Below are 11,677 nucleotides of genomic sequence, written 5' to 3' on the forward strand. Positions count from 1 at the left end.
CCGTTCATGCTCGCCCTGCTGAAGCCAGCCGCCTGGCTCTTCCTCCTGTTCTTCCTCCTCCCGCTCGGCGTCTCCGCCGCGCTCTACTGGCAAAGCGGCCAGGGCGCGGGCTGGCAGACCGCTGACCGTTCCAGTGCCGGCATCCTGCCGCCGGCAGAGACGCACAGGCCGGCCGTGCTGCGCGTCTTCGCCGCGCAGACGGTGCGCTGGCGCGGCATTTTCGCCGTGCATTGCTGGATCGTCTTCAAGGAGGAAGGCGCTTCCCACTACACGCGCTACGATTACACCGCCTGGGGCGAGCCCATCCGCATGAACGGCTTCGAGCCTGATGGCCGCTGGTTCGGCCGAGCGCCACAGACGGTCCTCGCCGCTGATGGCGAGAGGGCGGAGGCGCTGATCCCGCGCCTGCGACAGTCCATCGCGCAGTATGCCTACCGCAACCGCGGCGACTACCGCGCCTGGCCCGGGCCGAATTCCAACACCTTCGTCGCCGCCGTGCTGGATGGGCTGCCGGAGATCGAGCTGGCGCTGCCGCCCACCGCCATCGGTAAGGATTATCCCTATGATGGCCGCTGGCTGCGCCTGACCCCTTCGGGCACCGGCATCCGGCTGACCCTGGGGGGCTATGGCGGGCTGACCCTGGCCTGGGTGGAAGGGATCGAGCTGAACATCCTGGGCGCCGTGGCCGGGCTGGACCTGCGTCGCCCCGCCATCAAGCTCCCCGGGCTCGGGCGGCTCGGGGTGAGCGCGGGCTGAACCGTTGCGGAGACGCTTGCCGGCGTCCGGCGGCTCCTGCTATTGCAGATCCGATGGTCACGACCCTCGCCCCGCCCGCGCTGACGTCGCTTCCGCCGGAGGAGGATCTCCGCCCCCTGGCCGACCGCGCCTATGAGCGGCTGCGGGAGGCGATCGTGGAAGGCATCCTCATCCCCGGCGCCAAGCTGTCCGAACGCGGACTGGCGGCCGCCCTCGGTATCTCCGCCCAGCCGGTGCGGGAGGCGCTGCGGCGGCTGGAGGCGGAGGGGATGGTGGAGACGCGGCCCCGCAGCGGCTCCTTCGTCGCGCCGCTGGACACGCCAAGGCTGGTGGAGATGGGGCGCATCCGTGCCGCGCTGGAAGGCGCCGCCGCCGGGCTGGCCGCCCGCCGCGCCGGCGCCGCCGACATTGCCGTGCTGCGCTCACGGCTCGCCGCCATGCGAGCCGCCACCGGGACGGGCGACCCGGCCATGCTGCGCCGGGCCAACGAGGCCTTCCATGACGCGCTGCACACGATCGGCGGCAATGCCTTCCTGATCCGCAGCCTGCATGCGCTGGGCGCCTACGACCATATCGGCCGCGCCCGTGCCCTGGCGGCGGAGGACGAGCCTCGCCAGGCGCTGGATGAGCATGCCGCCATCCTCGATGCCATCGCCGCCCGGGATGCCGAGGCGGCGGAGGCGCTGATGCGCGCCCATACCCTGCGGTCCCTGGCCGTCGCCTTTCCAGAGGAGAGCCGCGACTAGCAGAGCCCGCGCCGGCAGCGCCGCTGCCGCAGGATTCCACATAGCAAACACAGGGCGGTCAACGCCCGTGCCAGGAGGAATGAAGATGCAGTTGTTTCCCCGTGCCGCCATCGCCGCGGCCATGCTGAGCCTCGCCACCCCTTGGGCGGCGCAGCCGGCCGCCGCGCAGGGCGCGGCCTATCCCAACCAGCCGATCCGGGTGATCGTCCCCTTTTCGGCCGGCACCTCGGACACCGTGGCACGCCTGGTCGGCCAGAAGATGAGCGAAACGCTGGGCCAGCCGCTGGTGGTCGAGAGCCGGCCCGGCGCCGGCGGCAATATCGGCAGCGAGGCCTGCGCCCGCGCGACGCCCGATGGCTATACGATCTGCCTCGGCACCATCAGCAGCCACGCGATCAATCCCTCGATCTTCGTGAAGATGCCTTATGACAACCTGAAGGACTTCGCGCCGATCACGCAGCTCGCCGCCCAGCCCAATGCCCTGGCGGTGACCAACGACCTGCCCGCGAAGAACATCCAGGAACTGATCACGCTGCTGAAGGGCAAGCCCGGGGAGTACAACTACGGCTCCTCCGGCGTCGGCACCTCCATCCACCTGGCGGGCGCGCTCTTCTCCCAGCTCACCGGGACGCAGATGGAGCATGTGCCCTATCGCGGCAGCGGCCAGATCATGACGGCGCTCCTGTCCGGCGAGTTGCCGCTCGCCTTCGACAACTTCTCCTCGGCCTGGCCTTTCGCCAGGGAAGGAAAGATCCGCATCCTCGGCGTGACCTCCGCCAGCCGCAGCCCGACGGCGCCCGACATCCCCGCCATCGCCGAGGCGGTGCCGGGCTTCGAGAGCCTCTCCTGGCACGGCTTCTTCGCCCCCGCCGGCACGCCGCCGGAGATCGTGGCGCGGCTGAACAAGGAGGCCGTGGCGGCGCTGCGCTCCGAGACCGTCTCCTCCCGCTTCCGCGACCTGGGCATCACCCCCGTCGGCAATTCGCCCGAGGAATTCCGCGCTTTCATCGCCGGCGAGACGCAGCGCTGGGGCGAGGTCGCCCGCGCCGCCAATATCCGCGTGGAGTGATCCGCGCCCCGGCACGGGGCGGCGAATGGCGCCGGGCCGGCCGCTGGCATCCCATCGACGGGGTGCCGGGGCCGGCCCGGTGCTTTTTCAGCGGCGTTGCCGGCTGCCGGCGCGGTTGGCCAGGGCGCGGCAGCCGCTATCCTCGTCCGTGCCGAACTGGATGGTCGGCAGGATGGCCAGCAGCGGGTTGATGAAGGCCAGCCCCACTGCCGCGCCGCCCCGCGCGCCGAGTTCCAGCGGCTCGGGCAGCACGCTGGGGTCGCTGAAACTGCCGGAGATACGGATATCGGTGGAGAGCGCGCCGATGGTGAACTCGCGCGACTGCGTGCGCAGGCGGTAGCCGATCTGCTCCCGGGCCAGGTTCACCTGCCCATCCCCGACGATGATGGCTTCATCGGTGTCGATGATCATGGACTGCGTGTCCAGGGTGCCATCCTTCAGCGCCAGGTCGGCGATGAAGCATTGCAGGCTGGTCCGGCTGGGGATGCCTAGCGCGGAGAGGATGGCATTGGCCAGCCGCAGCCCGGAAAGATCCACCAGCAAGGCCGAGAGATTGCCGCCGGAGGTGGTCAGCGTCACCCGCCCGTCGCCGCGCCCCAGCAGCTGCGCCAGTGACGCGCCGGTGGAGCGCAGCTCCGCCCGCCCGCTCAGCGTGCCGCCGCCCTCGGAGCCCGCGGCGCTCATCAGCTTGGAGATATCGATGCGCTGGAACTGCGCCTTCACATCGGCCCTCAGCCCGCCGCCATCCACCGGGGAGAGCTTGCCGGTGAAGAGCATCTGCCCCCGGCCGATGCCGAAGGAAATCGGATGCAGGTCGACATTGCCGTCGACGACGTCGAATTCGGCGCGCAGGTTGTCCAGCGGCTGGCTGCGCCCGCCGCGGATGGAGCCGGCGCGGTATTTCACATGCACATCGGCGGCCGTCAGCTTCGGCATGTTCACCGGCGTATCCGGCAGCACCTGTCCGCTGGGCTTGGCGGGCGGCTTGTCGCCCGGAGCCTCGCCGATGAAGCCCGCGAGGTCATCCAGGTCGACACGCTCGGAGACGAGGTTGACGGTCACGTCCGGCCGCTCCCGGCGCGGCAGCACCGCGACCTCCCCGCCCAGGTCGCTGCGGCCAACGGTGCCCCTGATATCGCTGAAGCGGATGCGCTCGGCGCTGTAGTCCAGCGCGCCGGCGACGCGATAGGCCGAGGTCTGCGGGATGGGCACGCCGGTCAGCGGCGTCAGCAGGCCCATATCGGGCCCGGCGAGCACCAGCTGCAGCGCCGCGCCCTGGAAATGCAGCGGGTCGCTGAGCGTGCCTTGCAGCGAGACATTGGTGGGCCCGTTATCCAGCCGCAGCTGCACCGGCCAGGGCTTCTCGGCCTCGCGCAGCGAGAGCAGCCCGCCACCCACCAGGCGTCCGGTGATGGGCTGGCCGGCATAGGTGCCCTCGGCCGTCACGACGATGCGGGATGGCTCGGCCTCCAGCGCGGGCGTGATGGCATTGGCATCGGCCGTGGCGGAACCCTGCCGGGGCGGCACGGGAGGCGCGGGCGGCGCCGGCAGCGGGAGGCCGTTCTCCGCGATCACCAGGGTGGATTCCGGCGTGGCGGCAGGGGCCTCGGCCGCTGCCTGCGGCGTGGCTTCCTCGGTCTCGATGTGGAGGCCGAAATCGGCGCGCAGCTGCGGCAGGATCACCTTGCCCTCGCCATCGCGGATGCGCACGGCGCCGATCTGCGGCTGCTGCGCCGGCTCGGACGGCTCGCCGGCATTTTCCTGGCCGTCGGTGTCGAAGATGTAGTTGGCGCTCCCGTCCGGCATAGCGCGGATATTCAGCACGGGGCGGTCGGCCTCGATCCAGGGCAGGGTCAGCGGTGCGCCACGCCACCAGTCCCAGGCATTCACGGCGGCGGCGAGCCGGTCGATGCGCGCGAAGGGCGTGGGGTCGTTGAAGCCCTCGGGGTTTCCCACCACCACGCCCTCCGCCGTGACGACGATGGTGCGGCCGAGCTTCACATGCAGATGCTCCAGCTTCACCTCCCGCCCCAGGGCGGCGGAAGCACGCGGCTCGATGATCGGGATCAGCCAGTCCCAGCGGAAGAGCGCCACGGCCAGGGCGACGAGCAGCACGGGAATGCCGAGCCAAAGCAGCCATCTGCGCGCCGCGCGTCTCGCCATCGTCGTCCTCCGTGATCTGCCGCGCTCTCCTGCGTCAACGTCGCCTGGGTGGCGGGGTTGTGCGCGGCGCCCAATGCTCAAGTCATGGTGAGGGTAGCGGCCACCACCTCCAGGCGGCGATGCGCCGCGGCAAGGTGGCACGCCTTTGTGACGCTGGGCCGCCCGCCGCGTTGAGGCTTCCGCAACCAAGGCGGAGATTCGACTATGCGCGGATGGATCGGGCGAGGGCTGGCACTGGCGATGGCCGGGGCAGCGCTGCTCTCAGGCTGCGCCTCTCCGCCGCCGCCCCCGCCGGTGCCGCAGGTCAGTGCCGAGGCTCCCCAGCGGGCGGCGCTGGTGCGCGCCGCGCTGGAGGAATGGGAACGCTGGGGACGCCCGACCGTCGACGGCTGGCCGGAAGTGCTGCCGCAGGAGCCGGCACCCGAGAACTACAGCAATGTCCTGGCCTACTGGGAGACGGTGCCCGAGGGCCCCGCCGTCATCCAGCGTCACCAGCAGACCCACGACGCCTTGATGACCGGGCTGATGGAAATGCTTCCCGTGGGCGCGCCGCAGGTCCTGCCCTCCATCTCCCTCTGGTCGCATCCGGCGTGGTCCGCGGCCTTCGTCAGCTACGTCATGCAGCGGGCGGGCGTACCGGGCTTCGTCTTCCCCCCCTCGGCGGCGCATTCCTTCTATGTCGACGCGCTGCTGGCCAACTGGTCCAGCTACCCCGAGGGCGCCGCCTTCCGCCCGCATGCCCCGCATGAATACGCGCCCCGGCCCGGCGACCTGATCTGCGCCGACCGTTCCATATCGCCGCTCTACGGCTGGGAGGAGCGGCTGGCCGAGCCGGGCCAGTTCCGCCCGATGCATTGCGACGTGGTGGTGGCCTCGGGCGGCGGGCTGGTGCAGGCGGTGGGCGGCAATGTGCTGGGCGCGGTGGTGTTGCGCCGCTTTCCCGCGGATGCCGCAGGCCGTGCCCTGCCCCCGCCCTGGGACAAGCCGCCCTTCTTCGTGGTCTTCGAGAACCGGCTGGATACGACGCGCTGAAGGATGGGGGCAGCTTACTTACCTCTGCCCCCTGACCAGGCTAGACACGGCCGCGACAAGACAGGACTACCGCTATGGCAGTGAAGACACAGGCGCCGCCCGCCCCGGCACCGGGCGGCACGCCGCATGCCGGCATGGGCTTCAAGCAATTCGTGGCGATCATCGCCGCCATGATGATGACCAACGCCCTGGCCATCGATTCCATGCTGCCGGCGCTGCCGGAGATCGGCCACGCGCTGGGCGTCACCTCGGACAACCAGCGGCAATGGATCATCACCGCCTATCTGCTGGGCTTCGGCGCGCCGCAGATCATCTATGGCCCGCTGGCCGACCGCTTCGGGCGCAAGCCGGTGCTGCTGACGGGCTTCGTGATCTATACCCTGGCCAGCATCCTGGCGATGTTCAGCGGCAGCTTCGCCACCATGCTGCTGGCGCGGGTGCTGCAGGGCACCGGCGCGGCGGCGACGCGGGTGCTGGCGGTCTCCATCGTGCGGGACTGCTACTCCGGGCGGAAGATGGCGCAGGTGATGTCGCTGGCCTTCATCGTCTTCCTGGCGGTGCCGGTGGTGGCGCCGAGCCTGGGGCAGCTGATCGTGCTGGTGGCCCCCTGGCCCTTCATCTTCCTGGCGCTGGCGGTGTTCGGCGGTGCCGTCGGCATCTGGATCACGCTGCGCCTGCCGGAGACGCTGCACCCCGAGGACCGCATGCCCATCGCCGCCGGGCGCATCATGGCCGCCTTCCGCCTGGCGCTGACCAACCGCCAGGCCGTGGGCTACATGCTGGCCATGGCGCTGATGCTGGGCGGGCTCTTCGGCTTCATCAATTCGGCGCAGCAGGTCTTCGCCGATACCTTCCGCGCGCCGGAGCTGTTCACCACCATCTTCGCCGCCGTGGCGATGGCCATGGCCATCGCCTCCCTGCTGAACGCCCGGCTGGTCGGGCGCTTCGGCACGCGCCGCATCTCCCACACCATGCTGCTGGGCTATATCGGCTTCGCGGTGGTCCATGCGGCCGTGGCGCTCTCAGGGCATGAGAGCCTCCTGACCTTCTCGCTGCTGCAGGCCGGCATGATGTTCTGCTTCGGCCTGACCGGGCCGAATTTCGGCTCCATGGCGATGGAGCCGCTGGGACACATCGCCGGCACCGCCTCATCCGTGCAGGGCTTCGTCACCACCGTCGTCGGCGCGCTGATCGGCTTCTTCGTCGGCCAGCAGTTCGACGGCACGACCGCGCCGCTGATGCTGGGCTTCGCCGGCTGCGGCATCATGGCCCTGGTCCTCGTGCTCTTCGCCGAACGGGGGCAGCTCTTCCGCTCCCGCCAGGGCGCCTGAGGCCGGCACCGTGGCGGCACCCGGGCTGATGATCCGCATCGATCTGGGCGCCGGGCGCCGGCTGGGACCGGGCAAGGTGGCATTGCTGGAAGCCATCGCCGAGACCGGCTCCATCTCCGCCGCCGCGCGGCAGATGCGCATGTCCTACAAGCGGGCCTGGAGCCTGGTGGAGGAAATGAACGGCTATGGCCCGCAGCCCGTGGTGGCCGCGGCCCCGGGCGGCGCCCGCGGCGGCGGCGCGAGCCTGACGGAACAGGGACGGCGGCTGGCCGAACTCTACCGCGCCGTCGAGGCCGCCGCCGGCGCGGCGGCCGAGGCACCGCTGCGCGCGCTGGCCGCGCTGACCGGCCCCGGAACCTAGGGTCCCGTCCCCCGGTCCGTGGGACTATCCCTGAACCGTGGCGGAGCGGCGGGCCGATGGAAAGCACGGCCGCCTGTCCGGATGGCGAGGTCTGAAGGACTTCGGAATCAGGACACCGAGGCGGCTTCCATCCACCAAGGTCCGCTTGCCGGCCCTGGCCTTTTGACGGCGCGAAGGCCTTCCCCGGCCAGCGGCCTCTGCCTGACCGGGATCCGCACTAGCCCAGCCGGTCGAAGGCGACGCTGATCGCCAGCGGCGGCGCGGCGAAGGGCGCGGCGGTGATCAGCACATCGGCGCCGGCGCGGGCATAGGCTGCGGCATTGGCCTCCGTCACATCGCCATTCGCCGCCAGCCTGGGGCGCCTCGCGTGATCGGTCAGGGCGCGCGCCACCTCGGCGAACTGCTCGGGCGAGAGGCCGGCGCATTGCACGACATCGACGCCGGCATGGGCCAGCAGCACGGCTTCGTCCACGCTCCGGGCTTCCACCATCACCTGCCGTCCCGGCTGGGCCGCGCGCAGGCGTGAGACCCAGCGATGCGCCGGCTCCCGCCCCAGGAAGGCGCGGTGATCCGCCGTCACCAGCAGGCTGTCGGAGAGGCCGAGGCGATGCGGCACACAGCCCGCCGTCATGATGGCCTTCAGCATCACATCCTTGGCGCCCGGCAGATGCCCGCGCGTGCAGGCGACGACGATATCCGGGCGGGCCGTGCGGGCCTCGGCGCGGATGCGGGCTGCGCGGCTGGCGACACCGGAGGCCACCGCCATCAGCGCCTGCGCCACCTTGGCCGCCAGATGCAGGGTGCTGGCCGGACCCGTGGCGGTCAGGATGGTTCCGCCCTCCTCCGCCAGCGCGCCGGAGGAGGCGACCCGGTGCACCTCGGCGCCCGCCAGGCGGAACAGGGTCTCCGCTTCCTCCGCCGCGCAGAGCGTCATGGTGGCACCAGCCCGCAGCACCGCCTGGCCCCGCGCGTCCTGAATTCCCAGCGCCAGGGTGGTCAGGTCGCCATAAGGCGCGTCTTCCCGCAGCATCGCTTCCAGCCGGGCGGTCGAGATCAGAAAGGTCATTTCCACGGTTTCCTTGGACGCTGGGGTTGGGGCTTTGCCGTCAGGATAGCGCCGTCATGCTTCGCGTATGACAGGGCGCAGCGGGCGGCTCACATGCCGGTTGGACATGCCTCGTTACGGGCTTCGCCATGATCGAAGGCGACGGATTTGATCAGCGCCCAGACTTGCCGCCCCGGCGAGAGGCCAAGCCGCGCCACGGAATCGCGCGTCACGCGCGCCAGCAACAGGCTGGGGCCGATCCGCAGCCGCAGCGTCGCCTCATGCGGACCGGCGGGCACGCCGGGGACGACGGATTCGATCACCGCCGGCAGCACATTCTGCATGGAGAGGCCGCGCGGCTCCTCGACGGCCACGGAGACGTCGCGCGCCCGCAGCCGCAGCCGCAGCGCGGTACCCACCGGCACCGGCCGCAGCGTCGCCACCAGTTCCCCGCCAGGGAAACCCAGCCGCATCAGGCCACGCGCCGCATCGTGCACCAGCACCACGCAGGGCAGCAGCGCGCCGGCATCGCGCCGCGCCGCGAGGGGCAGGTCGGGGCGGGCGGAAAGCTCCTCCGCCGGACCGGCGGCCAGCACGCGCCCGGCCTCCATCAGCACCAGCGTATCGGCCAGGCGGTCCACCTCCTCCAGCGAATGGGTCACGTAGAGCAGCGGCACCCGCAGCGCGTCACGCAGACGCGCCAGGAAGGGCAGCACCTCGGCCCGGCGGGCGGCGTCCAGCGCCGCCAGCGGCTCATCCATCAGCAGCAGGCGTGGGCGGGCCAGCAGAGCACGGCCCAGCGCCACGCGCTGCTTCTCCCCGCCCGAGAGCGCGCCGGGCCGGCGCCCTAGCAGGTGCCCGATGCCCAGCAGCGCCGTCACTTCCTCGAAGCCCGGTCCCTCGGCGCCTCGTGGCGCGCGGCGGGCGCCGTAGCGCAGGTTGCTCTCAACCGAGAGGTGCGGGAAGAGGCGCGCATCCTGGAAGACGACGCCGCAGCGGCGCCTTTCGGGCGGCACGTCCAGCCCGGCGCCGGTATCCAGCAGCACGTCGCCGTCCAGGGCGACGCGGCCTTCCTGGGGGCGCAGCAGCCCGGCGGCAGCCGAGAGCAGCGTGGACTTGCCGCAGCCCGAGGGGCCGAAGAGCACCGTCACACCAGGCGTCGGCGCGGCGAAGGCGGCCTCAAGCCCGAAGCCGGGAAAGCGGTGCCGGACCGAGACCTCCAGCATCAGCGGCCCAGCATCCGGTGCATGTGCCGCGCCACCCATTCCGCCAGCAGCAGCCCGCCCACGGCCAGCGCAAAGGACAGCGCCGCCAGCCGCGCCGCCCTGATCTCGCCGCCCGGAGACTGGGTGGCGCTGTAGATGGCCAGCGGCAGAGTCTGGGTCTCGCCGGGGATATTGGAGACGAAGGTGATCACGGCGCCGAATTCGCCCAGCCCGGCGGCGAAGGCGGTGATGGCGCCGGCCAGGATGCCGGGGGCGATCAGCGGCAGGGTGACGGTGCAGAAGCGGTCCAGCGGCCCGGCGCCCAGGGTGCGCGCCGCCGCCTCCAGCCCCGGGTCCACGGCCTCCAGCGAGAGGCGCACGGCGCGGACGATCAGGGGGAAGGACATGACGGCCGTGGCCAGGGCGGCGCCCCCGCTGGTGAAGACGAGGCGGATGCCGAACCATTCCTGCAGCAGCCGCCCGATTGGCCCCTGCACGCCGAACAGCACCAGCAGCAGCCAGCCCACCACCACGGGCGGCAGCACCAGCGGCAGATGCACCAGCGCATCCAGCAGCGCCCGGCCAGGGAAGCGCCCGCGTGCCAGCACCCAGGCCGCCAGCACCGCCGGCGGCAGGCCGAAGGCCACGCTGCGGAGCGCGACCGCCAGGCTGAGCCGGACGGCCTGCCATTCCTCGGGCGAGAGCAGCTCCGGCAGCACTCAGGGCTTGTTCAGGCTGAAGCCGAGGCGGCGGAAGGTGGGCGCGGCCTCCGTGCCGGTCAGGAATTCGAGCACCGCGCGCGCCCGGGCGTCGCCCTCCGCCCGGCGCGTCAGCGCGAAGGGATAGGTGACGGGCGGATGGCTTCCGGCCGGAAAGGTGCCGACCACCGCCACGTCCGGCGCCACGGCGGCATCGGTGCCGTAGACGATGCCCAGCGGCGCCTCGCCACGCTCCACCAGCAGCAGGGCGCTGCGGACATTGTCGGCACGGGCCAGGCGGGGACCCAGAGCCTGCCACTGGCCCATCCAGGTCAGGGCCGCCTGGGCGTATTTGCCCACCGGCACATGGGCCGGATCGCCCGTGGTCAACCGACCGTCGGCGCCCAGCAGCGCCAGCAGGTCCGTCTGCTGCGTCAGCGCGACCGGATGCGCCCGCGCCCTGGGAGCCACCAGCACCAGGCTGTTGCCGACCGGACTGATGCGCGTCGCACTGAGGATCAGGTTTCGCTGCTGGAGATAATCCATCCAGGGCTCATCGGCCGAGGCGAAGAGATGGGCCGGCGCGCCCTGCTCGATCTGCCGCGCCAAAGCGGAGGAGGCGGCGAAGGAGAAGCGCAGGGTCTGCCCGGTGCGGGCCCGCCACTGCTCGCCCAGCGCCTTCATGGCATCGGTCAGGCTGGCGGCCGCGAAGACGGTGATGGCATCCTGCGCGCGGGCCGGTGGGGCCGCGGCGGGCAGCGTGAGCAGGACGGCCAGGATCAGGCGGCGAAGCATCACGGCGGCCTCCGCTATGTCCAACCAGACATAACGGAGGCCTGACCGGGCGGCAAGTTCAGGCGGGCGTGAAATCCATGGCCACGCCGTTGATGCAGTAGCGCAGGTGACTAGGGGGCGGACCATCCGGGAAAACATGGCCGAGATGGCTTCCGCAGCGGGAGCAATGCACCTCCGTGCGAATCATGCCGTGGCTGCGGTCGGTGGTGGTTTCGACCGAGCCTTCCAGCGGCTCGTCGAAGCTGGGCCAGCCGGTGCCGCTCTCGAACTTCCGGCCGCCGCGGAACAGCGGCTGGCCGCAGCCGGCGCAGGAGAAGGTGCCGTCCCGCTTCTCATGCAGCAGGGCACAGGTGCCCGGCCGCTCCGTGCCGTGCCGGCGCATCACCTGGTACTGCTCCGGCGTCAGGCGCTGGCGCCATTCGGCGTCGGTGAAAGTGACGGGATACTGACGGGTCTCGTTGTCCATGCGGTCCTCC

At 71.5% G+C, this 11,677-nt stretch carries 11 protein-coding genes and 1 pseudogene; 6 read left to right on the forward strand and 6 right to left on the reverse strand.

Going from position 1 to position 11,677, the window contains the following annotated elements; genetic code table 11:
• Positions 1 to 6 precede the first annotated feature (6 nt).
• The 3 genes from IAI58_RS21510 to IAI58_RS21520 all read left to right on the forward strand — a co-directional run bounded on the left by IAI58_RS21510 (position 7) and on the right by IAI58_RS21520 (position 2,571).
• Positions 7 to 756, forward strand: coding sequence for a DUF3750 domain-containing protein (locus IAI58_RS21510; protein WP_207448406.1), 750 nt, complete (start codon positions 7 to 9; stop codon positions 754 to 756).
• Between the two features lie 53 nt (positions 757 to 809).
• The gene (locus IAI58_RS21515) at positions 810 to 1,502 is read left to right on the forward strand and encodes a GntR family transcriptional regulator (protein ID WP_207448405.1); all 693 of its coding nucleotides are present in this window, start codon (positions 810 to 812) and stop codon (positions 1,500 to 1,502) included.
• An 85-nt stretch (positions 1,503 to 1,587) separates the two neighbouring features.
• On the forward strand, positions 1,588 to 2,571 hold the full coding sequence (locus tag IAI58_RS21520; RefSeq protein ID WP_208776305.1) for a Bug family tripartite tricarboxylate transporter substrate binding protein: 984 nt from the start codon (positions 1,588 to 1,590) through the stop codon (positions 2,569 to 2,571).
• Positions 2,572 to 2,658: 87 nt separating this feature from the next.
• Here IAI58_RS21520 and IAI58_RS21525 read toward each other — a convergent pair whose 3' ends face one another.
• Positions 2,659 to 4,734 (reverse strand): AsmA family protein, encoded by a 2,076-nt coding sequence (locus IAI58_RS21525; RefSeq protein WP_207448403.1) that lies wholly within the window; start codon positions 4,732 to 4,734, stop codon positions 2,659 to 2,661.
• Positions 4,735 to 4,938: 204 nt separating this feature from the next.
• On the opposite strand from IAI58_RS21525, the gene IAI58_RS23175 reads away from it, so the two are divergent.
• From IAI58_RS23175 to IAI58_RS21540, 3 genes and pseudogenes are all read left to right on the forward strand, one after another.
• Entirely contained in the window at positions 4,939 to 5,766 is an 828-nt protein-coding gene (locus IAI58_RS23175) for a DUF2272 domain-containing protein (RefSeq protein WP_237182503.1), read from the forward strand.
• Between the two features lie 47 nt (positions 5,767 to 5,813).
• A pseudogene (locus IAI58_RS21535) lies at positions 5,814 to 7,097 on the forward strand (multidrug effflux MFS transporter); the annotation flags it as partial.
• A gap of 28 nt (positions 7,098 to 7,125) precedes the next feature.
• On the forward strand, positions 7,126 to 7,458 hold the full coding sequence (locus tag IAI58_RS21540) for a winged helix-turn-helix domain-containing protein (RefSeq protein ID WP_207448402.1): 333 nt from the start codon (positions 7,126 to 7,128) through the stop codon (positions 7,456 to 7,458).
• 217 nt (positions 7,459 to 7,675) lie between these two features.
• Here the strand turns inward: IAI58_RS21540 and modD are convergent, their stop codons facing one another.
• The 5 genes from modD to msrB all read right to left on the reverse strand — a co-directional run bounded on the left by modD (position 7,676) and on the right by msrB (position 11,667).
• Positions 7,676 to 8,524 (reverse strand): ModD protein, encoded by an 849-nt coding sequence (gene modD / locus IAI58_RS21545; RefSeq protein WP_207448400.1) that lies wholly within the window; start codon positions 8,522 to 8,524, stop codon positions 7,676 to 7,678.
• An 89-nt stretch (positions 8,525 to 8,613) separates the two neighbouring features.
• Positions 8,614 to 9,729 carry a molybdenum ABC transporter ATP-binding protein gene (gene modC, locus IAI58_RS21550; RefSeq protein WP_207448398.1) on the reverse strand — a complete coding sequence of 372 codons (1,116 nt, stop codon included), beginning with the start codon at positions 9,727 to 9,729 and terminating at the stop codon, positions 8,614 to 8,616.
• Entirely contained in the window at positions 9,729 to 10,427 is a 699-nt protein-coding gene (modB, locus tag IAI58_RS21555; protein ID WP_408906209.1) for a molybdate ABC transporter permease subunit, read from the reverse strand. Before modB ends, modC begins: the two co-directional genes overlap by 1 nt.
• Complete coding sequence (modA, locus tag IAI58_RS21560) at positions 10,428 to 11,201, reverse strand: molybdate ABC transporter substrate-binding protein (protein WP_207448458.1); 774 nt, start codon at positions 11,199 to 11,201, stop codon at positions 10,428 to 10,430.
• 58 nt (positions 11,202 to 11,259) lie between these two features.
• A complete protein-coding gene (gene msrB / locus IAI58_RS21565) occupies positions 11,260 to 11,667 on the reverse strand; it encodes a peptide-methionine (R)-S-oxide reductase MsrB (protein ID WP_207448396.1) in 408 nt (135 codons plus the stop codon).
• Positions 11,668 to 11,677 lie beyond the last annotated feature (10 nt).

This window comes from Roseomonas marmotae, assembly GCF_017654485.1.
Lineage (GTDB): Bacteria > Pseudomonadota > Alphaproteobacteria > Acetobacterales > Acetobacteraceae > Pseudoroseomonas > Pseudoroseomonas marmotae.

What these genes read in the sequence shown, in the direction of transcription:
- modC (WP_207448398.1), bottom strand. Translation starts at nt 9,729, where the DNA reads ATGCTGGAGGTCTCGGTCCGGCACCGCTTTCCCGGCTTCGGGCTTGAG.
- IAI58_RS21510 (WP_207448406.1), top strand. Translation starts at nt 7, where the DNA reads ATGCTCGCCCTGCTGAAGCCAGCCGCCTGGCTCTTCCTCCTGTTCTTC.
- modD (WP_207448400.1), bottom strand. Translation starts at nt 8,524, where the DNA reads ATGACCTTTCTGATCTCGACCGCCCGGCTGGAAGCGATGCTGCGGGAA.
- IAI58_RS21540 (WP_207448402.1), top strand. Translation starts at nt 7,126, where the DNA reads ATGATCCGCATCGATCTGGGCGCCGGGCGCCGGCTGGGACCGGGCAAG.
- IAI58_RS23175 (WP_237182503.1), top strand. Translation starts at nt 4,939, where the DNA reads ATGCGCGGATGGATCGGGCGAGGGCTGGCACTGGCGATGGCCGGGGCA.
- IAI58_RS21515 (WP_207448405.1), top strand. Translation starts at nt 810, where the DNA reads ATGGTCACGACCCTCGCCCCGCCCGCGCTGACGTCGCTTCCGCCGGAG.
- msrB (WP_207448396.1), bottom strand. Translation starts at nt 11,667, where the DNA reads ATGGACAACGAGACCCGTCAGTATCCCGTCACTTTCACCGACGCCGAA.
- IAI58_RS21525 (WP_207448403.1), bottom strand. Translation starts at nt 4,734, where the DNA reads ATGGCGAGACGCGCGGCGCGCAGATGGCTGCTTTGGCTCGGCATTCCC.
- IAI58_RS21520 (WP_208776305.1), top strand. Translation starts at nt 1,588, where the DNA reads ATGCAGTTGTTTCCCCGTGCCGCCATCGCCGCGGCCATGCTGAGCCTC.
- modA (WP_207448458.1), bottom strand. Translation starts at nt 11,201, where the DNA reads ATGCTTCGCCGCCTGATCCTGGCCGTCCTGCTCACGCTGCCCGCCGCG.